Here is a 24,564-nt window from a genome sequence, read left to right on the forward strand (position 1 = left end):
GGTGTCAGAGGGATTACCTGCCCTTCTTGCCAAAAATAACGACGGCTGTCAGGAGTATGATCTTCAATTCCAGGAACAAGTTCCAGTTTTTGATATAGTAAAGGTCGTACATGAGCTTGTGACGTGCGTCGTATACACCTGCTCCATACGAATACATTACCTGCGCGTAGCCGGTGATACCGGGCTTGATGTTGTGGCGGAGGTTGTAGTACGGAATGATCTCGTCAAATGTTTCGGTAAATACGGGACGTTCCGGACGCGGACCGATCAGTGACAGGTCACGTCTGAAAATGTTGATGATCTGAGGCAATTCATCGATACGTGTCAGACGCATGAAAGATCCATACGAGAATATCCTGGAATCGTTCTTTTTCGAAAACGATGCCCCGTTGCGTTCCGCATCGAGTCTCATGGACCTGAATTTGATACAGTTGAATGGCCTGTTGTTCATCCCCACACGTTCCTGAAAATAGAACACCGGGCCTGGCGATTCCAGTTTAATCCGGAAATAGCTGAGGATCCAGATCGGGAATGTAAGAAGGAATAGGATGATTGAAATTGTGATGTCGATGATCTTCTTGGGGTAACGAACCCTTCTGCCGAACGTGGGGACTGTCAGAAGATTGGGGTTGATTTCGGTGACGTCGTCCGGGATGTATACTTTTTTGAGGTCTCTCTCGCAGAAATCGTATACGGTGGTGATTCGAATTGATTTGTTTTTCCGGACAACCAGTTCGTAGATTACCCGGTTACGTCGGTCATACTGCGGGTTGGTAACCAGGTGTATTTTTTCAAATCTGTCCAGTAACGGCCTTACGGTGTGATTGAGAAGATAATCGTCGTTATCTGAGTGTGGTATCAGGATAATCTCCTTGTATCTTTTGAGAAGTAACGCCAGATCTTTTTTTTGAAGAAAGTAGTCGTAGCTGGTGACAATCAGGACTTCTTCTGAAACGGCAGTTTTGCTTAGAAGCCGGTGAATGTACTTGCGGTCAGATACGTAAGTGTTGCTCATATGTGTGTATTTTATGAACTAAAAAATAGTGTGATTGTAGAATATACGTGTGTTAAAGCTACAAGTTTAGGAATAAACTTTTGAAATACGAAATTATAAATATGGTCAAATCAAATATAATTTTTGGCAGAGAAGGGATTTTGTGCTAAAAATTTATATTTGGTGGAGAAGGGATGAAACTAGTACCAGCAAATATAGGGAAGGTTTCGGCACAAAATATTATTTTACTGTAAAGATTTTTTCCTTTTTTTTCTAACTCCCGGCATTTTATATCTACCAGACCGATTTATCACATTTCCTATAATTATTATCCATCCGTATGTACCCGGGCGGTGAAGTTCAGGCCATCGACTTGTAGAGGGAAAGGTACATCCGGTACATTGCCCCGACAGTAAAGTACTGTTCATACGATTTTCTGGCTTCGGCTTTCGCACTGGTTAGTTCCGCCGGATGGCTTGCGTAATGCAAAATCTGGTCGGCGAACTCACTTGCTGTATTGGCTACCGCCCTGCCGTTCAATCCATTCAATACCTCTCCGATACCGCCTACATCCGAGGCAATGACGGGAACCGAGTAACACAATGCTTCCAGGATGGACATCGGCATACCCTCGTAGTTGGAAGGAAGCATGAACAGATCGGCGTATTTTAACAGACGGTGTGCATCTTCCGCTTCCCCGAGGCAGTAAGCATTTACCGGAAGGTCGGCCATTTCATCTTTGTTTCCTATCCAGAAAAAATGAATATCATGACCGGCGAGCATTTCCGCTACTTCACAAAAAAGCTCAAACTTCTTCTGAGGCGAAATCCTGGCAATACACATCACTTTAAAGCCGGATTTCGACCGGATCATCTCGGCCAGACGACGATAACTCTCGCTTTGGTTCTCAGGAACGTCGGTGGAGTAATCGGTAATGCCATTATAAATGTAGGAGACGTTTTTTTTGATCCCCTCGCTGAGCAGGTTATCGTAATCGTATTTGCTCACTCCGACGATATGCTTGGCCCTGATCTGAAGCAGGCGTTCCAGGTGGAGGAACTTTCTGAACGCAACCCGGATGGAATCAAAACCATGGACGGTGTAAACGATCTTTTTCCGGGGGAATGCAAGGCGACCCAAAATACCGATTTTGGAAGAATGCAGGTGAACCACGTCAGGCTTGAAAATCTGGTAGAGACGCCGCAGCTCGTTCACGACCTTATGTTCTTTGGAAAGGCTGATTGAGCGCTGCAACGGATTAATCTTCCACTGGCCTACTTCGGCGGGAAGAACTTTCCACAGCTCTCCGTCTTCCGAGGACGCAACCATTACCTCATGACCGTCGTTAACCGATTCGCGTGCCAAATTGATCACCACGGATTGAGCGCCACCGAGTTCAGCAAGCGTGATGACATGTAATATTTTCATAATCTCAATAACAACTCCAAAGGACCTGCTTTCCTGTTAAATGCAATATTAATGACTGTCAACGGCATTATTCGCTTTCAGTACTCCCCCGATACTGCGTATCAGGGATTCAGAATAGGTGCCTACCGTTTTAAACCCTTCGTAACTAGCTGTCGAGATCCGGTTGTAAAGATGCGGATCGGCGATCACGGATTCCAGTTTTTTCAACGACTGGCCGAATGTTTCGGTTGTGCTAATATCTGCAAAAATAGCTGTCTTCATGTCCTCTGCATAGTTGGGAATCTCACCTACCGCGGTCACGAAGCAGGCGAGCCCGTTTTGCATCGCTTCCGCCACGCTCATGGCCATCCCTTCGTTGGTACTCAGTTGAATCAGGAAGTTATATTTCCCGAATATTTCCAGCTTCTTGCTGCCGTTGACTTCGCCCTGAAACCGGACGCGGTCTTCGAGCTGATGGGTTCGGATATATTCCATCACCGTTTCGAGCATTCCATCATCCCTGCCGTAAATATCCAGAGATACATTATAACCGCGGTCAGTCAGGTATCGGATGGTGTCGATAGCCAAAGGTAAGTTTTTTACAGAATTGATCCTTCCCAGAAACATAAACCGCACGTTCTGATTATCGAAGGGTGGGGCTGTTTTAAAATCCGGCGAATGACTGGTAAAAAATGAAATGACTTCGACAGGTACGGAAGGTTTGAAGCGTTCGGTAACGAATGTGGCAGTGGCCTGGGAATCGGTGAAGATCGAATCGGCATGGCGGATTGCTGCCTGACTAAATAGCCGGTCGAAGCGATGAAAAAAAGCCGTATTATGGATAAAGGAAATGAAACGCAATTGCGGTCTGAGCTTTTTAGCAATGACGCCGAGCAAAGATGCCCGCCACAGCGAGCAGATCATGACGTCAGGTGCGAAACGTAAAATGAAGCGGATCATTTTCGGAATGACCAGCGGGTACATGCTCAGTTTATAATCGAACGGAACCATACACGCTTTTTCCTCCGCAGAAAGGTGGCTGGTTATATTCGCATCGATGGAACCCAGAACCATTACCTTCAAATCAAATTGCCGGTTCAGCTCGGGTAATGCCGATAACATGGCGACTTCAACGCCGCCGATCTGCACGTCGTGCAGGATGTAAAGCAGTTTTTTCGTTTTCAAAGCTAGTGTGTTCTTACATATGGTGGTTTTCTATGTCAATACGCGGCTCCACTGCTCCATGATCCCGCCCAGTTCGAGTGTATGGAGTTTTTGTGATTTGTGATTTCGCATGCGCCTGCGAAGGGCATCATCCCTCATGAGGGTGGCCAGTGATTGCGACAGTTTGCTTACATTACCTGCTTCTACCAGGATCCCATTTTGTCCTTGTTCGATTAACTCTTCCGGCCCTGTGTCGCAATCGAAAGCCACAATAGGCAGGTGGAATGCCAAAGCTTCCAGAAGTACCATCGGCAATCCCTCGAACCGCGAGCTCAGGCAGTACACGGATGCTTGTTCAAAATAGTCAAAAACGGCTTTCGTAGCACCCACGAGCTTAACCGAATCCATCATTCCGAGTTCGTTTATTTTCTTTTCAAGAAGGGGTTTCTCTTCTCCATCGCCGATAATGAGCAGCTTCCATTCATTCCGAAGTTCTGTGGGGAGCAGAGCCCACGCGTCTACCAGCAAGTCAAAACCTTTCTGAAAAGTAATCCGTCCGACTGAAATGACTGTTTTGGAAGGGTTTTCATTGACTTTTTGTTCTTCCAGAAACATGGGATTTGGAATGTGTACCAATTCTGCACGGCGGTACCATGCGCCGTGCTTCCAGAACTGGATATCGCGGGCCGTCAGCGTCACGATGTTGTCGGCGAAGCAAAGTGCAAGCTGCCGGGCGAATGACCGGGCGGCTATACCCAGACTTACTTTGAAATTAAAATGCTCCCACACCACATGCCGGATGCCGGTAAATGCGAGTGAGGGCACCGAGTAAGTGGCCATGATCGATTCGACCGTGACAAATGTATCGATATGGTTATTGTTGACGAACTGGCGGATCTTATGCTGCGAGTAGAGGATTTTCCGGACGCCTTTCAACTCTTCGATATGCAGGCTGGTTACCTTTACATTCGGCTCGAAAGGAAAGAAGATCTTGTCCGGATCGGCATAAAGGCCCAACACGTGAACATTATAATTTCGTTTGGCAAGTTCGTTGATGATGACCGAAGCTACGCGTTCCGTTCCGCCGACCGCCGAGATATTATAAATAAAAAAAACAATATTAGGCATACGATTTTGATCCGGTGATCACTTGGAGCACCATGTACAGGATTTTGGCTATCACATAAGATATTGTCAGGAATAGAAGGGCCCAGAAGCTTGTATTACCAAATAGCAAAAGATCGTCTACCAGGCGGGTTGAGCAACTAATCAGCACCACAATGAACAGGAATGAGTAGTAGTTCATGTTGACCGGATTGAGGTTTTTATAGATGTTGCGCAAATAGCCTAGCAGAAGACCGATGATTAGCGCATAGAGGATTCCTCCCCAGAGTCCGAAGAAATGGTAGGCGAGGTAATTGTATCGTCCGTTTGCTCCCGAAGTTCGGCGGCCGGAATAATACGCAAATACGTCCACACCGATGGGCTCCGGTGGCGTAATCTCAAAACCGAGGTTTTTCAGGATTGTTCCCCAGCCAGGGTAAAACGCGTATTTAAAAAACGAGGATTCCTGGATGCTGTCCATGACGTCGTCGTAATAGCCCAGCAGGAAAATATCGCCGCTCGCCATAAGCCGTAGGCCTACCTGTTGAACAGCCGAAGACGCATCGGCGCCTACGGAGATCATTACGATAGCAACGGGAAAGCTCAAGAGGGCCGCCATCAGCGGCCAGGAGATCTTGATCGTGCTCATCCGTCCCTGAGCAACCATCGGATACGTAATCAGGAAGTATGTGACGAAGAAAACCACAATGCCCGATTTGGACCCACTGGTAGCAAGGTCGAGCAATAGCACGAAACAGATGAATAGTTCAAAAAGATTAAGCCTTTTTTTGAGATAGAGGATCTTGTAGTACAGTGACATGATCACCAATGTCCGGTAAGACAACAGAAATGCCCGTACAATTCCATGACCCTCATAAGCGGAAACGTGGTTATGTTCTGTATCGAGGAGTACGATCCCGACCGTTTTCAGGTTGACAGCCTCCACAATTACGTAGGCAGTGCAAACTACAAAAACGAACAGATCGAACTCGCTTATGCCTCGCGTTGGTATTTCAAGTTTATTTGTATTCCCTCCGAATTTGATTGCCGGTACATATGTTGCGATTGTTAATCCTACGAACAGCGCGATTTCGGTACCTAGAAAAGACCAGCCGTATATGGGTTTGAGGGTTTGGTCGGAATATAAGAAATACACACAAAACGCCCCTCCGGTGAGGTTGACGACTGTCATCAGGAAGGGGTCGAGAATACCCCAATAGATTTTGCGATACAGGAAAAGATAAAGGCATAAAAATCCTGCATAAACAGCCCCGTAGTAGAGCCAGTTATCGAGGATCGCCCTTACGAAAAACTCATTTCCCACCTTTCAAACTGTTTTTAAAATTCGAAACCTTTACGCGGAGCCAGTAGTAGGAACCCACCGCGCTGCCCAGATTGTTGTAAACGATGCCGATGATGTCTTTTTTATGCTGATGATCAATATTTACTGAGCTCATACCCAGGTCATTGTATATTGAAATCAGTTTGGGCATGTAAACGAAGTGAGCAGCGAAGCGGCTGTACAGCTCCACGTTGTAGACGTGATCGGCCGTTAATTTATAGTCTAAGTTATACTTCTTTTGCTTATAAACGGACCTTGGGTAGAAAATGGCCTGGTGCGAAATGTTCCGCAATGCAATATTCCATCTGCTGACTTTACCGGTGTAAATCTGATTGCTTTTTTTCAGATAGGTGTTTCCGTAATAAATACCGTCGGTTTCGGTCATCTCGGCCACAACCTCTTCTATGATGGTCGGTGAAGCCAGTACATCGTCACATCCGAGGAAAAAAACCCAGTCGCCGGTGGCGAGATCGAGCCCCTTGTTCATGGCGTCGAATATCCCGCGGTCGGCTTCACTTTTCCAAAGGGCGATCGCGTGCTCGTATTTCCGGATGATATCCAGTGTCCCATCGGTCGATAGCCCATCCAGAATAATGTACTCAATATGATCGTAGCTTTGACTAACGACACTTTTGATGGCATTTTCGAGGTCTTTCTCGCCGTTCCTTACAACGGTGACGATCGAAATTTTAGGGTACTGCATAATTTAGCTTTGACGGCAACTTTCTACTTCCCTGATGAAGTTGTCGCGATATTTGGTAATCGTGAAATTTTGAAAAACATGCTCCCGCGCTCGCTCGGCTATGCCTGCGTAAAGGGAATAGTCATTAAGCAATCTATCTAACTCGGCGGCAAGACTGTGTTCGTCTGACCGGTAGAGCAGGCCAGTCTGCCCGTGCTGAACGATCTCACTGGTACCAGCCGAATCGAATGCGACCACCGGCACACCGTACATCATGCCCTCGATCGTCACGCGCCCGAGCGCCTCGTTGGGCGAGCACATGAGCAGCACATCCAGGCGACGATAAATGCTTTGAATATCTTTGGTAAACCCGGTGAACTGAATGTGATCACTGATGCCCTGTTCCTTAATATAGGCCGCAATTTCCTCATAATAAGCCGGATCGCCAATTTCGCCTACAATTTCCAATCTTATGGCGATCCCTTTTTTAACGAGCGCATTCACTGCTTTTACGGCTGTCATCTGGCCTTTGGCGGGGTCGATGATGCCTACTATGCCTGCCAGGGGTGTTTCACCACGCATACGGGAAGATACCTCCGGAAGTGCGTCGACCAATCCGTTGTATATCACCACATAAGGAGCTGTGATACCTGCATCGATAACTCTTTTTTGGGCAATGCTCCTTGAAATACAGATAATGCGTGCTGCCTTATTAGCCCAGAACCGGAATGACGATTTGCCAAAGTTGTATTTCAAATGATAGTCCTCATATACAAACTCCCGGATGTGCCACAGGTGTTTCCGGCCCGAAAAGAATGCGACGAGCGCGCCAAAGAAGATCACCGACGAGTTGGTGTGGATCAGGTCGATCCGTCTTCTGACAACCAACAAGGCAACATACAGCGCGGCCAGCACATTAAATGCAAACCTTTTAATGCTGTGAAACCATTGGGGGAACCGGGGGACTTTGTGAATGTCGTTCGCAAATGCGACAACCCTGTATTCGATACCATTCCTGGCCAGTTCTTTTGCGAAATCGCCATCTTCCAGGCATATCACCCACCAGTCGATCTGATCCCGGGTCGCAGTAAGTAAAGTTAGAAGTGACCTGTTGGCACCGTATAGTGTTCCGTAATGGCTGAATGACAGTATTTTAGGTTTTTTATCGATCCTCATTACTTACTTTTCAAGTGGCTCAGCTTTTGACATAAGGTTCGATCAGCGGAAACTTGAAGGCGATTACCAGCCCCGATGATGCGAAGTTTGACCCCCAGTGCAATAATCAGCATGAAAGGTGCGGGAAGAGAGCAACACGAATGTGATAGCGCACCGCATGCTATTCGTTTACGCCCGAAACGATCTTCTGAACTACTTTTTCTTTAACGAGGAGGATATATAAAAGGGTGAAAAAGCCACCAAGAAAGCCCCATATGAGGCCTATGCGCAACCTTTTCGGACTACTTTTGAATAAAGGTACTTTCACCGGTTCGAGTACTTTAAATACCGGTCGCTCTTCTTTCACACTAACTTTGGCTTGCTCGTACCGCCTCACCAGGTCGCTGTAAAGTGATTCAGACAACACGTATTCTGCCTGCAAGCGTTGTTCTTCGATTTTGGCTATGTTTGAAAAGATATTCCTGTTCTGGTCGCGGTAGCTTTGAAGCGCATATTCGGCAGTGCGAAGTCTGGCTTTGGCTTCCTTCACGCGGTCGGCCAGCAGGCCTTCACGCTGGCTTGCTTTGGATGAGCGGTAGTCTTCTACATAGTCGACCAGGTATTTTTGGGCCGCTTCCACTATGATCGCCGATACAAATGGATCGACCGTTTCTGCGCTGATCAGAATCACCCCGCTTTTCTGGTCCACTTCCGCCGAAAGCAGGGAAATGGCACCAGCGATATTGGATTGCTCTGAAAGCGAATAAGACAGAATCCCTTCCCTTTTCAGCTTAACCTCTTTGGCGGGGGCTTTGGGAGAAGACGAGAATAAGCCGGATAACAACCCTGGTTTGGCCTGGGCTCTCATGAAATCCATGAGTGTTTTGTACGACTTGTTGTCCTGATCCACCACCGGTTGTTTGAGCAGGTATTCACCAAATGGCGAGCTTTGCATAATGGTGGGGTAGAGGTCTGGCTGCAACTTTTCCGCACCGTCACCGTTAAGGCCCGCACCCAGCAGGGAGAACGACCCTCTTCTGGAAGTTCCGTATTCCGGTAACAGGCTTACTTTGGCTTCATATTTCTTGACGAGCGTGAAACTATACGCTATACCGGCGACCACGGAGACGATCACTGCGAGTATCAGCAATTTGATATACTTTCCTACGAACCGGATGATATCGGTGAAACGTATTTCCGAAGCATTAAATGAGCTCTCCTTGCCGTCGGCTACTGTCGGCTTGTTTTCTGGATGGGATATCATGGTTAATTATTTCTGCTCAGGGTAATTACCGCCAATGTGAGTGTACTAACCATTGATGCGATGAAAGAGAACAATGCAACGCGCTCGCCAGGTGTCCTTTGACGTTCCGGCTCGGCTACTTTCACTGGTACGGTCACAACCGCACCCGGTTCAACTTTGGGATAAGATCTGAAAAACAGAAAATTCTTGGTTCTGTGTGTCCGACCATTTGGATACGATACGTACACGCGTTTCTTCCAACCCTGCTCGGTATAACCGCCGGCCTGGGAGATATAATCATCGTAGCCGAATTTGGCATCGAAATTCATGACTGACGGATTATGCACGCCACCCTGGATCCGGACTGTTTCGAGGCGTCTTGGGATCACGAGCGTATCGCCGTGCATCAGTAACAGGTTCGATGAAAGCGAGGGCTTGTTGACGACCGCTTCGATGTCGACGGCAATCAGCTCCTGGCCACGGTAGAAACGCGCACCGGGCAGGTATGCCTCGGGCCGCAGCCCGCCTACCTTGCCGAACAGGTCAGAGATCCGTTCGAAATTATTGATAATGGTATAATTACCCGGATATCTCACTTCACCGATAACCGTAACCGATTTCTGGGGCTCATAACGTGGCGACTTGCGCACCACGATGATGTCCTGCGGTTGGAGCTTGAATTTCTGATCGTCGGGATTGAGAACCAGGTTATCGGCCACGTCGATGGAGAAAATGCGGACGTTTTGTGAAGAAGGCAGGTCGAGCGTATCGTTTTTCACACGGCGCGATACTTCGATGCGGTAGGGGATACCACCTTCCGTGTAGCCGCCGGCCTGGAAAATAAGGTCGGCAATCGTAATGTCTTTGTAATAATAATAGTTACCCGGGTTGATCACAGATCCCGAAATGGTCAGATAGGTGAATTCTTTCAGGTCCTCCACGGATTTGATCGTCAGGATATCGCCTGCGAGCAATGGAATATCGGCTATTTCACCGTTTACAAGTTTCCGAAGGTCAATCGCCACAATGCCGGTCTGTGTTTCGCCGCTGGACCTTTCGAGGATAGCGCGGTTCAGGAAGGCACGCGGGCTAAGCCCCTGCGCCATCTGGATCAGTTTCAGGACAGAATTACAACGCTCTTCCAGGGCGTAAGGGCCCGGTAATGTAACGGCTCCCCGTATCTCGACCTGATTGGCCACAACATCCAGTATCCGCTTTACATTGAAAATATCACCGTTTCGGGGTGCGAATGTTTCGATTTGAACCGAATCAATGCTACCAATTACATAGTTGGTCCCGGTATTACGCTGGTAGTTGAAGGTCTTGGTGTAAGCTTCCGGCGTGAAACCCCCGGCGTAACGGATCAGGTTTCCAAGGGATTCACCTGGCTTCGCTTCGAAAATACCAGGGCGTTTTAGTTGGCCGTTCAGCTCTATTCTTGTTTCAAAAGGCCTGATGAGGATAATGTCCTGATCTTGCAGGGCGATGTTGTCGCGTAGGTCGGCGTCCACAAGGAACTTATAGAGGTCAATTGTTCTGATAACCTTGTTGTTCCTGATCACTTCGATGTTGCGATAGGAACCGTTCAGGCTAGGTCCGCCGGATATCGACAGTGCATTAAATGCAGTGGCGAGAGACGACACCGTATAAGTGCCCGGGCGGGCAGCCTCACCTGTGATCATCACATGTATGCTACGCACATTACCCAACGTGATCGATGAATAGGTTCCCGAACCGGGGCGGTTGAGTGTCGAGTAAGCCTGCCGTAAGCGGTTTACAATGCGTTCGCTGGCCTGTTCGATGGTCAATCCATTGATGTATACAGGAGCGAGGTTGAGCATTTTGACCGTTCCTTCCGGGCTGATCTTCATGCGGAAGTTATCCACCGCATTTCCGTAAATATCTACAACGATTTCATCTTCAGGGCCGAGGATATAGTTCCGCGGAGTAGCGATGCGCAGGTTAGGTTCGAAGGTGGAAGTAGTGCGTGCGAAGAAAGCGGAACCGAAAGTACGGCTCAAGCGACGGTTTCGCGCACGGCGTGCATTGGTCGAGTCGCGTTCGTTGTTCGCCTCGTCTTCGAGTTCGTCCGCATCGTCCTGTTCCCTGGTTTCATCCAGCTCGTCGCGGTTCGGATCGTCCACCTTTCTTTCATCCGGCTTTTGTTGAAGCCGTTTGCGCATGGCAGATATCTGATCCAGTGTATATCCCCTCTGCAATGCTGCTTTCTCGATATCCATATCCGACATCCCGGCCGATTTAGCCTGGTTATAAAAGTCGACAGCCTGCTGGTTGGTAATCTGCGAGGGGTCGATCTTGGGTTGTGTCGGATCCGTCGGAAGCTGGGGAGAAGTGTTGTTTTGAGCAAAAACCCCGATGTTGGCCAGTAAGAGCAGCAACAAAAAGGAATTTCTGAAATAGGTTCTTACAAAGGATTGATAATGCATGCAGTGTAGTTTAATTACAATCAGGACCTCTCCGTTTCCGGATGGTCCTGCGGTTAAATTTAAATGATGCCCGGGGCAAATCTACAAAATCTTACTTTATTTAAATTATCTGTCAGATCTATCTCATTTAGATCATGCATTTGCACCTTCCACGCGGATTGCCAGCTCTTTAAGCTGTCCGTCCGAAATCGTCGAAGGCGAATCGATCATCACGTCGCGACCCGAATTGTTCTTAGGGAATGCTATGAAATCCCGGATGGAATCCGCGCCACCGAAAATAGAACAGAGCCTATCGAAACCGAATGCGATACCGGCATGAGGAGGGGCGCCGAATTCAAATGCATTCATCAGGAATCCGAATTGTTCCTGGGCTTCTTCGGCCGAGAATCCTAGGATCTCGAACATTTTTCGTTGAAGCTCTTTTTCGAAGATCCGTACAGAACCTCCGCCAACTTCAACGCCGTTGATCACCATATCGTATGCGTTGGCCCTTACCAGCCCCAGATTTTTATCCAGTAATTCGATATCCTCCGGTTTCGGGCTGGTGAATGGGTGGTGCATCGCGAACCAACGATTTTCCTCCTCGCCAAATTCCAGCAATGGGAAATCAATCACCCACAAAGCGCGGTACTCCGCAGGATTACGCAGCCCCAGGCGTGAACCTATTTCGAGGCGCAGTTCGTTGAGTTGCTTACGCGTTTTGTCGCCCTGGCCCGACAGGATCAGTAGAAGGTCGCCTGGTTTTGCATCGAATGCTTCCACCCATTTCTTAAGCTCCTCTTCGGTATAAAATTTATCTACGGACGATTTGATCGATCCATCGGTATTGTAGCGAACATACACCAGTCCTTTCGCTCCGATTTGCGGACGTTTGATCCAGTCGGTCAGCTCGTCGACTTGCTTTCTCGTGTAAGCCGCGCAGCCGGTAGCATTGATACCCACTACAAGGCCCGCGTCGTCGAATACGCCGAAACCTTTTCCGGATGTCAGGTCACGGTCGTCGCCTTTCAGCTCTACGAATTGCATCCCAAAGCGAATATCCGGCTTGTCGGAACCGTACAAACGCATGGCATCGGCGTAAGTCATACGCGGAACTTCGGGCAGATCGATATTTTTCACTTTTGCGAAAAGCTCGCGGATCATGCCTTCGAATGTATTCAAAACATCTTCCTGTGTTACGAATGACATTTCGCAGTCGATCTGCGTAAACTCCGGCTGACGGTCTGCGCGCAGATCCTCATCGCGGAAACACTTCACAATCTGATAATAACGGTCGAAACCGGCCACCATCAGCAGCTGTTTGAATGTCTGCGGGGATTGAGGCAATGCATAAAACTCGCCCGGGTTCATACGGCTCGGTACCACGAAATCGCGGGCACCTTCCGGGGTAGATTTGATCAGTACCGGGGTCTCTACTTCGATGAAATTCAGGTTATCCAGGTAAGCACGGGTGTAGCGCGCTACCTGATGGCGCAATTGCAGATTTTGACGAACCGTATTTCTGCGGAGGTCGAGGTAGCGGTATTTCATGCGGATATCGTCGCCGCCGTCGGTCTCGTCCTCAATCAGGAACGGAGGTAATTTCGCAGGGTTCAGAATAGTGAGCTCCGACACACGGATCTCGATATCGCCGGTCGCGATCTTGTCATTTTTTGACAGACGCTCGATCACCGCACCTTTGGCCGAAATTACGAATTCGCGGCCCAGAGAACGGGCAGTTTCCAACACATTTGCGGGGGTTTTGCCCTCTTCGAACAGCAGCTGGGTGATGCCGTAACGGTCACGCAGATCGAGCCAGATCATGCCTCCCTTATCGCGGACGCGCTGAACCCAACCACATAATACAACGTCTTGATTTACATGTCCTAAGCTTAATTCCCCGCAGGTATGTGTACGTAACATATAACTATTTTAATACTGATATAATGAAAGTCGCTGATAATAAATGCGGCAAAAGTACGTATTTTTAGCAAATCTAACATGAAGTGTTTTCTATGAAAATATACGACGGCGTGGGCGGACGAGTGGGGCTGATCCTATCTTCACTTGTATTTTGCGTAACCTGTTCATGCAGCGACCCCGAGCCTTCTCCTGGAAACGGGGGCTTGTCGGACCAGTTTGAAACGGCGCCCGAACAGTTCCCGATTGTCACCGGTATCATTGATGAAGCATCCGGCCTGGCAGCAAGTGCTACGATGCCCGGTTACTTGTGGACGATCCAGGATTCGGGTCAGCCGAACTCGTTGTACCTGATCAGTAGGGACGGCAAAAGCATTAAAGAATATAATGTACCCGGCAGCAGCAACCACGACTGGGAGGAAGTGGCAGTAGGCCCTGGGCCGGATAACGGCATATCCTATGCCTACATCGCCGATATCGGCAACAACAATCAGCCGGTAACCTCTACCAACACCATTTATCGCATTCCTGAAATCACAGGTGCGGACGGGTCATTCAGCCAAAGTGCTTTACAAAAGATTACTTTCAGCTATCCCGACGGCCCCAGGGACGCGGAGGCGCTCATCGTCGATCCCGTGACGAAGGACATTTTTGTATTATCAAAGGAAGCGCAGACCTATATTTACAGGTTGCCATTCCCTCAATCGACGAGCGAAACCATTGTTGCTGAAAAGGTAGGGGTTGTCCCGGGAGTAGCGACTGCAACAGCGGGAAGCATTTCCAAAGACGGAAGTGAAATGGTGGTCCGTACCTACTTTGGTGTGTATTACTGGAAAAGAGGCAATGGAGAATCCGTCGGACAGACGCTCGTTAAATCTGCCAGCAAAACTTTGACCGTGGCGTTTGAACCGCAGGGGGAGGCGATCTGTTTTGAAAATGAAAGTAAGGGTTTTTATACGCTGAGCGAAAAAGGCAACGCCGCCGGTGTATCATTGAATTACTATAAGAGAAAATAATCACAAACTATGATCAAAAATCTACTCCGCGCAGCGCTTATCGTGCTGGCACAGCATGCTTATGGGCAGATTGCTTCCGACGAGCAGTACATTCGTGAAAATTATTCCAAAGCCGAATACGACATTCCGGTGAGGGACGGCGTGAAACTGCATACCATTGTTTATTCGCCCAAAGACGCCTCAGCCGATAAGAAGTATCCTTTTTTAATGCAGCGCACCTGTTACAGCGTGGCTCCATACGGCGCAGACAAGTATCCGCCCCGGCTTGGCCCAAGTCCGGCGCTGATGCGCGACAAGTTCATATTCGTGTACCAGGATGTGCGCGGACGTTACCTGAGCGAGGGTACCTGGACGAACATGACCCCACATATTGATCAGAAAAAAGGCAAGAATGATGTGGACGAAGCTTCGGATACGTATGATACCATCGAATGGCTGCTTCAAAATGTCGCGAACAACAATGGCCGCGTAGGACAATGGGGCATTTCGTACCCCGGATTTTATACTACGGCCAGTGCGTTGGCCGGCCACCCTGCGCTGAAAGCTTCTTCTCCGCAGGCACCGATTGCCGATTTCTTTTTTGACGATTTCCACCACAACGGCGCATTTACCCAGGGATATTACCTCACATTCCCGGTTTTCGGAATCAAGCCGCCGAAGCCTACGACCGATTCGTGGTTTGCGGGGGAAATGTTTACCCCGAAGCCCGACGGGTATACCTTCAACCTGGAAATGGGTTCACTGAAGAACTTTGATAAATATTATTCACAAAACTTTTACTGGCAGGAGACGGTCAACCATCCGAATAAAGACGAGTTCTGGAAAAAGCGTGATATTCTGCCGCATTTGAAAGGAGTGAAACATGCGTTCATGACTGTCGGCGGTTGGTTCGATGCGGAGGATTTGTATGGACCGTTGAATACCTATAAAACCCTGGAAAAGAACAACCCCTCCATGTACAACACATTAGTGGTAGGGCCGTTTGGTCACGGTCGCTGGAGTCGGGAGACTGGACATACTTTGCATAACGACATTTATTTCGGCGACAGCATTGCCACCTTTTACCAGAATAATATTGAAGCGAAATTCTTCAAGCACTTCCTGAAAGAGGCGGGCGACGGAAAGACCAGTTTGCCGGAAGCTTATTTGTTTGATACAGGTAAAAAAGAATGGAAGACGTTTGATAAATGGCCGGTAGCAAATGTCGAGAAACGCAAATTGTATTTCCATTCAAAAGGCAAACTGGATTTTGAAGCGCCGAAAGCAGGCAAATCGGCGACCGGATACGTGAGCGATCCGTTGAAGCCGGTGCCTTATACCGCGAATTACAAGCAAATGTCAGGCTTTACGCCGTTTGAATATATGTCGGAAGACCAGCGTTTCGCTGCTACCCGTCCTGATGTGTTGGTTTTTGAAACCGATATACTGACCGAAGATGTTACGCTGGGCGGCGAGATTAACGTTTTACTTAAATTCAGTACTACCGGTACCGACGCCGATTTCTTTGTAAAGCTGATCGACGTGTACCCGGACGACGAAAAGAACCACGCTTACATGCCCGACCCGAAAGTGGTGCTGGCGGGTTATCAGCAAATGGTGCGCAGCGAAGTAATGCGGGCCCGCTTCCGCAATAGCTTTGAAAAACCTGAACCTGTGGTAGCAGGTAAAGTGACCGACCTGAAATTCCGTTTGCAGGACGTGTTGCACACCTTTAAAAAGGGCCACCGCATCATGGTGCAGGTTCAGAGCACCGCATTCCCGCTTTTCGACCGTAACCCGCAGAAGTACATCGAGAATATCTATAAGGCGCAGGATTCTGATTTTACCACTGCCAAACACACTATCTATCATCAGGCCGACGCTCCGAGTTCATTGGAAGTGGACATCATTAAATAACGGCCGTTATCATGGATTCAAAAATTTTTGTAATGACTTTAATGACAGCATCGGCATTGTCGGGACAAGGCAGTGCACAGCAATTGAAATACCCTGAAACCCGAAAACAGACGCATTTTGATGAATATCATGGCGTAAAAATAGCCGACCCTTACCGCTGGCTCGAAGACGACCGCTCCGAGGAAACGGCTGCGTGGGTAAAGGCGCAGAACGAAGTGACCTTTGGCTATCTGAATGCGATACCATTCAAGAAGAAAATCTTCCAGGACCTCGAAAAGGCTTATAACTATCCCAAATATTCGGCGCCGAAAAAGAAAGGGGAGTATTTCTATTTCTACAAAAACGACGGTTTGCAAAATCAGGCTGTATTATACCGCCAGAAGGGGCTTTCCGGGAAGCCGGAAGTGGTGATTGACCCAAATCAGCTTTCTCCCGACGGGACCACGCGGCTTACTGTTTTCAGCTTGTCCAAAGACGGCGCTTATGCGGTTTTAGGTTTTTCGAAAGGCGGCTCCGACTGGCAGGAATACCAGGTTATGCAGATGAAAGACCTTTCTATGCTGGCCGACAAGGTAGAGTGGGTGAAAGTCTCGGGTGCCGCATGGCAGGGCGACGGCTTCTATTACAGTCGCTATCCCAAACCGGATGGTAGTGCATTAGCCGCCAAAAACGAAAACCATCAGGTATTCTTCCACCGCGTTGGAACAAAGCAGGAACAGGATAAGCTGATTTTCGAGGACCCTGCAAATCCCCAGCGCTTCCACACCGTGGGCACGACCGAGGACGAGCAATATGCGGTCCTGACCGTCAGCGATCGGGGTAAGGGCAAGGATGGCAATGGTGTTTGGGTATTGAAAAAAGGCGAGAACCGTTTTGTCCCTATACGTGAGGAGATCACCGACGCCAGTTTCAGTGTAATCGAGAATATAGGTGCGGATTTCCTGATCGAAACCAATGATGAAGCACCGAATGGCAAAGTAATGCTTTTTAAAACCGCCGACCGCACCTGGGAAGCAGTATTGCCGGAGCGCCAGGAGCCGCTGGAATATGCGCATCTCGCCGGCGGGAAACTGTTTGCATCCTATTTGAAAGACGTGACCAGCCGCGCGTACGTGTACAACACGCGAGGCGTACTCGAAAAAGAGGTCGAACTGCCGGGCTTGGGTTCGGCGACAGGTTTTGGTGGTGACCAGGAGGATACTTTTGTCTTTTATACCTATACTTCCTTTAATTACCCTTCGACGATATTCCGTTACGACATCGCCAGCGGAAAAAGCAGCGTTTTTCGCGAACCGGAGGTGGCTTTTAAGCCGTCGGACTACGAAACGAAGCAGGTATTTTACACCAGCAAGGATGGAACGCGCGTTCCTGCATTCATTACCTACAAAAAAGGGCTGAAACTCGACGGTACCAACCCTACGATCCTTTACGGTTATGGCGGATTCAATATCAGCCTGCCGCCTGCGTTTAGCCCTACCCGTATGCCGTTCTTCGACCAGGGGGGCGTATTTGTACAGGCTAACCTGCGCGGTGGCAGCGAGTACGGTGAGAAATGGCACGAGCAGGGGATGAAGCTGAAAAAACAGAATGTGTTCGACGATTTCATTGCCGCAGCGGAATTCCTGGTCCGGGAGAAATATACCTCGCCGGAGCGGCTGGCTATCCAGGGAGGTTCCAATGGTGGACTGCTTGTCGGAGCCGTTATGAACCAGCGCCCCGAGCTTTTCAAAGTGGCGTTCCCGGCCGTAGGCGTAATGGATATGCTCCGTTTCCACAAATTCACCATCGGCTGGAACTGGATCGCGGACTATGGAAGCAGCGATAATGCGGAGGAGTTCAAGGTGTTATATGGATATTCTCCACTTCATAATATCAAAGCAGGCGGCCATTATCCTGCTACGATGATCACCACCGCCGATCACGACGACCGCGTTGTTCCGGCGCATTCATTTAAATATGCCGCTGAATTGCAGGCAAAGGCGGGAAGTACTTCCGCCAATCCATTGCTGATCCGGATCGATACCAACTCTGGCCACGGCGCCAGCAATACCAAAAAGGCGCTCGAAACCCAGGCGGATATTTACGCATTTCTCTTCCGCAATATGGGCCTCACCTGGAAGTAACTAGCACTTAGCAGAAACGCTGTATTAAGCTTCGATAATTTTTTGTAACCGGTGTGCAATTTTGTTGCGCATTCGGTTACATTTGTATATACAATATTCTTACAGTACCGGCAGCATTATTCTGTCGCCCAGGCACCCGCTCAACGTTTCGAGGAATTTACTAACCTTTTATGACGCTATGAAAAGATGTCTACTTGGGCTTGTCTGCCTGTTTTTTTTCATTCAATCATTTGCTCAGACTCTGGAGAGTGACCGGCTGGCGCTGGTGGCATTTTATGAAGCCACCGGTGGAAACAATTGGTACGACAACAACGGCTGGATCGTTCCGGGAAATCCTGGCGATAATCCATGCGGCTGGCGCGGAGTTACTTGCGAGGGAGGGCGGGTAACCAGCCTGATTCTGGAAGAAGAAGACATCGTTGCGCCTATTCCGGCAGCTGTCGGGAACCTTACTGCGTTGAAGCATCTGGATCTTTCAGGCCCTGGTGGCGAGATTCTTTACTTCTACGGTGATTTGCCTGTGGAACTCGGAAATCTAGCTAATCTTGAATACCTGGATTTAAGTGGTAATCAGTTGACAGGGGTTAATGTTTCTGTAATAAACAATCTGACTAAACTTAAACATCTCTCATTGACTCCTTATCTAAACTGGCCTGCCCTTCCATCGCTGGCAAATCTGGTCAATCTGGAATATCTGCGTCTTGCAGTGGAGGACGCCGCTATGCAAGGGGAGGGTTCGGTAGGCGCTATTCCGGCATATATAGGGAATTTTACTAAGCTCAAAACACTGATCATGAGGCACGGAGGTGTTACAGGAACTATCCCGTCAAGTCTGGGTGGCTTGACAGATCTCGAAGTGCTGGATTTGAGTGAAAATCAACTGACAGGCGCTATTCCTGCATCGTTTAACAACCTGACAAAACTGACGAAACTGGATTTGTCTAACAACAACCTCAATGGCCCGGTTCCGAATATCCTGGGGATCCCTGTCGCAGCTGATGTAAGAATCAATAACAATGCTTTCACTTTTTCGGGCATGGAGACGAATATTAGCAGGCTGGACTCCTATGGTAATCAGGAAAAGTTTAAGTTGACAGCCATTATTCCGCTACGAACCGTTAATAATTTGAGGACAGCCAGAGCTTTGGGAGGAATGTTGATCGCGGATTTCGCCGGTGGAACAGCGGCCAATAACACTTATAAATGGTATAAAAGCGGGGTGCTGGTTGCTACGACCGTAGGCATCCAGTATTTCAATACTGCAGACGGAATTTACCGGGTGGAAGTTACAAATAGCTTGGTGCCAGGACTTACCATGGTTAGTGAGGATTACGTTCTCGTTGGAATGCCTGTAACGCTGATCTCTTTTGATGGAAAGTTGGAGAACAATCAAGCTAAACTTACCTGGAAAACTGCCTCTGAAACCAACAACAAAGGTTTCGAAATAGAACGCAGCGCGGATGCTCGCACATTTGAAATGATTGGTTTCGTAGATGGGAGCGGAGACACGAAAGAAGATCAGTTTTATCACTTTACCGATCTCAACCCTTCTACAACCAGCTACTATCGCTTGAAGCAATTGGACCACGACGGCCAATTTGAATACTCGAAGGTTATCACCGTGAAAAGCGACGCGGTAATCTTAACGGTCTATCCAAACCCTGCACAGGATTATCTTACCATTTCAGGCATTAGTCAAAAACAACCATTTTCTGTCGTCGACGGGAACGGGCGTGTAATGTTGAAGAAGCTCGTAACGAATAGTGAGCGGATTGATATCAGGAAGCTGGAAGCCGGTCGCTATGTCGTGAAAGTAGGTGAAGATGCTAAAGTATTAGTGATTAACAGATGATTGAAGTAATTAACAAGAGATGCCATGCGTAAATTTTTACTACTCATTCTATTAATAACATTCAAATCCTTCGGGCAGACGCTGGAAACGGATCGTCTGGCGTTGGTAGCGCTCTATAACGGTTTCGCAGGAAATAGTTACCCCGAACTTGCAAACTGGAACGTACCGGGTAACCCCGGGGATAATCCCTGCGGCTGGTATGGTGTCACCTGCGAGGGAGGCCGGGTGACAAAGCTGGTCTTAAAGGAGCTGCTGCTGGATGGACAACTTGCCCCTGAGGTAGGGAACCTGACTGCCTTGAAAACGCTGGATATTTCAAAATCAGGCACTTGGATGGGCAATGTGACGGGCGACCTACCCGTCCAACTTGGCAATCTGATCAATCTGGAATACCTCTATATCGCCGACCAGGTTTTTAACAGTACTAGTTTGGGCGTAATCGGGAGCCTTACCAACTTGAAGGGATTGTCGCTGTTACCGACGGGTGAAATTCCTGCAAATTTCGCGAACCTGGTCAACCTGGAAACTTTGTATTTAGGGTCCGGCGATCCAATGGGAGGGATGGCTGATTTTAGTTTTCCTTCCCATCTCTCAACGTTACCCAAATTGAGGGAACTGTATCTCCAAGGCTGGGTGAAGGGGGAACTTCCGGCTGTGATTGGTAATTTTTCCAATCTGGAAGTTTTATCCCTTAATACCAATGGATTTCCAAATGTTACGCCATTGCAGATCGGTAACTTGACTAAGCTCAAACGCCTTTATATCAGCCGTTACCAGGGGCTTGGCGATTTTTCATTTTTGAGTAATCTGCTCAACCTCGAAGAGCTGGAACTGCATGATAGCTATTTTTCAGCAACGCTACCCGCCGATATCGGGAACCTTACCAAACTGAGGAAGATTATTGTCCGCAGCGCGGACTTTCATGGTCCGATCCCTTCGAGCATAAGCAGCCTACCTGATCTCACCGAGCTGGACCTGCGCTACAATTCATTTTCCGGCCCGATCCCCGACCTTTCCAATGTCCCTGTTTCCGGAAATGTTGATCTTTCCGAAAATGCTTTCACATTCGATGGCATGGAATCGAATATCAGTCGGCTCGACCAGTACGGACAGCAAGCGAAGATAGTCGTCACCGGGCAATTTGTAGGACCGGGTACCCGCCTTACGGCACCTGCGGGGGGAACTTTGGCGAACAATACTTACACCTGGTACCGGGATGACGTGCTTATCGCAACCAATACGGGTAATAATACGCTCATGATAATCGATGATGCATCATATCGCGTCGAAGTTACCAATAGTGTAGTCGTGGGGTTGAAACTGGTCAGTTATAATTACAGGAATGTGGCGTTCCCTGTAACCCTCATATCCTTTGAAGGCAAATCCCAAAACGATCAAACCAAACTCACCTGGAAAACCACCTCCGAAACCAATAACCAAGGCTTTGAAATCGAACGCAGCGCGGATGCGCGGACGTTTGAAAAGATCGGTTTTGTGGATGGTAGCGGAGATACGAAAGAAAATCAGTTTTATCACTTTACCGATGTCAATCCGCTTTCAATGGCATATTACCGCTTGAAACAGCTGGATTATGATGGAAAGTTTGAATATTCGAAAGTGATTGCGGTGAGGGCCGGTGAAGGAATTGTCAAGATGTATCCGAATCCGGCGCAGACAGAACTTACTGTCGAAGGTGCTGCCGAAAACGAGGTGGTATCGGTATTTACGTTGGCGGGAAGGCCGATCGTGACGGGAGCGAAGTTGTCGGGTGGTAAGTTCGATGTGAAGGATTTGAAAGAAGGCATTTACACCATCAAAATCGGCGATGTCGCTAAGAAATTGTTAATAAAGCGATAGCGCAGTAAGGTTATTTTAGCTTTTCGTGGTCTGAACTGTTACAAGTATGGTTCAGACCATTTGTTTTATATCAAACTTCCAAATCTCACATTAATTCTCAATTTATTTCAACATGCAGGATACAACAGGACGGTGTGCATTGCTAAGTTTCCTAATCTTGCACATACGTTCAGAGTAGTATTAATCTGTTAAAATACTTTCAGGAAAGAAGAACTTTTACCTCAAAAATGATAAATAATCAGGAAACAAATATGAGCAGTTCTAAAGTAAGCCAGTACAGGTACGTAAGCTATTTATGGGATGAAGAGAAAGCCGCTTCCCTGGGTGATGATCAGGTTGCACTTCTTCTGTACCGTTCAAATCTGTTGGGTGCCGATCTTCGCCTGACCAACTATGCTGGTGGAAACACGAGCTGTAAAACCATCGAAAAGGATCCACTGACAGGCAACCCTGTCGAGGTGATGTGGATCAAAGGGTCGGGTGGCGATATTGGTACTTTAACAAGAAGCGGACTGGCCGGCCTTTACGTCGATCGCCTGCATAGCCTGAAAAATATCTACCGCGGGCTCGAATTCGAAGATGAGATGGTAGAGCTGTTCAACCACTGCATTTACGACCTGAAATCGAAGGCACCGTCCATCGACACGCCGCTTCACGGCTTGCTGCCTTTCAAGCACATCGATCACCTGCACCCCGATGCATTGATTGCAATCGCGGCATCGAAGGAAGGTGAAGCTATTACGAAAGAATTGTTCAACGGCGAGCTGGCGTGGGTACCCTGGCAGCGTCCCGGTTTTGACCTTGGTCTGCAACTGGAACAGGCATTGAATGACAACCCGGGCATTCGTGGTATCGTTTTGGGTGGTCACGGATTGTTCACCTGGGGTGATACTGCTTACGAATCTTACATCAATACACTCGATACGATCGAAAGAGCGTCGGAGTACCTCGCTGAAAACTATGGCAAGAGCCGCCCTGTTTTTGGTGGAGCGCGTCTGGAAAGCGAGTCGAAAGAGCGTCGTGCTTCCATCGCGGGCAAGCTGGCACCTTATTTGCGCGGTCTGGCTTCCGAGCAGCAGGCGATGATCGGTCACTTTACCGATGACGAGCGCGTGCTGGAATTTATCGCAAGTAACGACCTGGACAAACTGGCGCCGCTGGGTACCAGCTGCCCCGACCACTTCCTGCGCACGAAGATCCGTCCGTTGGTTTTGGATTTACCATTCGAGAAGCTGGAAGCTACGGATACGGAGATTCTCGAACACATCCGTCCGCAGTTCGAAGCATACCGTGCGGATTACATTGCCTATTATGAGCGTTGCAAGCATTCCAACAGCCCCGCAGTACGTGACCCGAACCCGGTGATCATCCTGTTGCCAGGGGTAGGGATGTTCTCGTTCGCGAAAGACAAGCAAACTGCCCGTGTTGCAGCGGAGTTCTATATCAATGCTATCAATGTAATGAAAGGCGCCGAGGCGATCTCTTCTTACGTTTCATTGCCTGAGCAGGAAGCATTCGACATCGAATACTGGTTGCTGGAAGAAGCTAAATTGCAGCGTATGCCGAAGGAAAAATCGGTATCCCGCAAGGTCGCATTCGTAACAGGGGGATCAGGCGGTATCGGAAAAGCAATCGCTCAGAAACTATTGCAGGAAGGTGCCTGTGTGGTGATTTCGGATATTGACGAAAAAGCATTGGCCGAAACCAAGGCGGAATTCGATGCGAAATTCGGTAAGGACTTTTCTGATACCACGGTAGCGAACGTGCTCGACGACGAGGCGATCAAGGCCGCATTGCATGCTACCAAATTGAAATATGGTGGTGTGGATATCGTGGTAAACTGCGCAGGTTTGTCTATTTCAAAACCATTGGCGGATACCACCATCAAAGATTGGGATATTTTGCAGGATGTATTGGTGAAAGGCCAGTTCCTGGTATCGCAGGAGTCGGTGGCGATCATGCGTCAGCAAGGCCTAGGCGGTGATATTATCAACATTGCAAGCAAGAATGGTATCGTTTCCGGCCCGAACAATGTGGCTTACGGAACGGCCAAGGCTGCTCAGCAACACATGTCGCGCCTTTTGGCGGCGGAACTCGGTCCGGACAAGATCCGTGTGAACGTGGTAAACCCCGACGCGGTAATCGCCGGAAGCAAAATCTGGGAGAGCGGCTGGGCTGCCGGACGTGCGAAAGCATACGGTATCAAAGTAGAAGAGCTGCCAGCTTACTACGCGAAAAGAACGGTATTGAATGCAGAAATCCATACGGACGACATTGCAAACGGCGTGTACATTTTCGTGAGCGGTTTGCTCAGCAAGAGCACCGGCAACGTGATCAACGTTGACGGCGGTGTTCCTGCGGCATTCCTGAGATAATGATCAAA

16 protein-coding genes are annotated in these 24,564 nt (G+C 48.6%); 6 read left to right on the forward strand and 10 right to left on the reverse strand.

Annotation, left to right across the window (positions count from 1 at the left end):
* Positions 1–13 precede the first annotated feature (13 nt).
* The 10 genes from J7619_RS22725 to aspS all read right to left on the reverse strand — a co-directional run bounded on the left by J7619_RS22725 (position 14) and on the right by aspS (position 13,440).
* Positions 14–1,015, reverse strand: coding sequence for a sugar transferase (locus tag J7619_RS22725; RefSeq protein ID WP_291204107.1), 1,002 nt, complete (start codon positions 1,013–1,015; stop codon positions 14–16).
* 339 nt (positions 1,016–1,354) lie between these two features.
* Positions 1,355–2,422 carry a glycosyltransferase gene (locus J7619_RS22730; RefSeq protein ID WP_291204110.1) on the reverse strand — a complete coding sequence of 356 codons (1,068 nt, stop codon included), beginning with the start codon at positions 2,420–2,422 and terminating at the stop codon, positions 1,355–1,357.
* A gap of 48 nt (positions 2,423–2,470) precedes the next feature.
* Positions 2,471–3,586, reverse strand: a complete 1,116-nt coding sequence (locus J7619_RS22735) for a glycosyltransferase family 4 protein (protein WP_291204113.1) — start codon at positions 3,584–3,586, stop codon at positions 2,471–2,473.
* Positions 3,587–3,616: 30 nt separating this feature from the next.
* The gene (locus tag J7619_RS22740) at positions 3,617–4,693 is read right to left on the reverse strand and encodes a glycosyltransferase family 4 protein (protein WP_291204116.1); all 1,077 of its coding nucleotides are present in this window, start codon (positions 4,691–4,693) and stop codon (positions 3,617–3,619) included.
* Positions 4,686–5,993, reverse strand: a complete 1,308-nt coding sequence (locus J7619_RS22745; RefSeq protein ID WP_291204119.1) for a hypothetical protein — start codon at positions 5,991–5,993, stop codon at positions 4,686–4,688. Before J7619_RS22745 ends, J7619_RS22740 begins: the two co-directional genes overlap by 8 nt.
* Complete coding sequence (locus J7619_RS22750) at positions 5,983–6,714, reverse strand: glycosyltransferase family 2 protein (protein ID WP_291204123.1); 732 nt, start codon at positions 6,712–6,714, stop codon at positions 5,983–5,985. Before J7619_RS22750 ends, J7619_RS22745 begins: the two co-directional genes overlap by 11 nt.
* 3 nt (positions 6,715–6,717) lie before the next feature.
* A complete protein-coding gene (locus J7619_RS22755) occupies positions 6,718–7,869 on the reverse strand; it encodes a glycosyltransferase family 4 protein (RefSeq protein WP_291204126.1) in 1,152 nt (383 codons plus the stop codon).
* 160 nt (positions 7,870–8,029) lie between these two features.
* On the reverse strand, positions 8,030–9,112 hold the full coding sequence (locus J7619_RS22760; protein WP_291204129.1) for a hypothetical protein: 1,083 nt from the start codon (positions 9,110–9,112) through the stop codon (positions 8,030–8,032).
* A gap of 2 nt (positions 9,113–9,114) precedes the next feature.
* Entirely contained in the window at positions 9,115–11,538 is a 2,424-nt protein-coding gene (locus J7619_RS22765) for an SLBB domain-containing protein (protein WP_291204132.1), read from the reverse strand.
* 132 nt (positions 11,539–11,670) lie between these two features.
* A complete protein-coding gene (gene aspS / locus J7619_RS22770) occupies positions 11,671–13,440 on the reverse strand; it encodes an aspartate--tRNA ligase (protein WP_291204135.1) in 1,770 nt (589 codons plus the stop codon).
* A 92-nt stretch (positions 13,441–13,532) separates the two neighbouring features.
* On the opposite strand from aspS, the gene J7619_RS22775 reads away from it, so the two are divergent.
* The 6 genes from J7619_RS22775 (at position 13,533) to J7619_RS22800 (ending at position 24,556) form a co-directional block, all read left to right on the forward strand.
* Complete coding sequence (locus J7619_RS22775; protein WP_291204138.1) at positions 13,533–14,453, forward strand: PE-PGRS family protein; 921 nt, start codon at positions 13,533–13,535, stop codon at positions 14,451–14,453.
* Between the two features lie 9 nt (positions 14,454–14,462).
* The gene (locus J7619_RS22780) at positions 14,463–16,349 is read left to right on the forward strand and encodes a CocE/NonD family hydrolase (RefSeq protein WP_291204141.1); all 1,887 of its coding nucleotides are present in this window, start codon (positions 14,463–14,465) and stop codon (positions 16,347–16,349) included.
* Positions 16,350–16,381: 32 nt separating this feature from the next.
* Complete coding sequence (locus J7619_RS22785; protein WP_291204144.1) at positions 16,382–18,472, forward strand: prolyl oligopeptidase family protein; 2,091 nt, start codon at positions 16,382–16,384, stop codon at positions 18,470–18,472.
* A gap of 178 nt (positions 18,473–18,650) precedes the next feature.
* Positions 18,651–20,324 (forward strand): leucine-rich repeat domain-containing protein, encoded by a 1,674-nt coding sequence (locus J7619_RS22790; RefSeq protein WP_291204146.1) that lies wholly within the window; start codon positions 18,651–18,653, stop codon positions 20,322–20,324.
* Between the two features lie 24 nt (positions 20,325–20,348).
* A complete protein-coding gene (locus tag J7619_RS22795) occupies positions 20,349–22,181 on the forward strand; it encodes a T9SS type A sorting domain-containing protein (RefSeq protein WP_291204147.1) in 1,833 nt (610 codons plus the stop codon).
* A 251-nt stretch (positions 22,182–22,432) separates the two neighbouring features.
* A complete protein-coding gene (locus J7619_RS22800; RefSeq protein WP_291204148.1) occupies positions 22,433–24,556 on the forward strand; it encodes a bifunctional aldolase/short-chain dehydrogenase in 2,124 nt (707 codons plus the stop codon).
* Positions 24,557–24,564: the final 8 nt, after the last annotated feature.

The sequence above is a fragment of the Dyadobacter sp. genome (genome assembly GCF_017744695.1).
In the GTDB taxonomy this organism is placed as follows: Bacteria; Bacteroidota; Bacteroidia; order Cytophagales; family Spirosomataceae; genus Dyadobacter.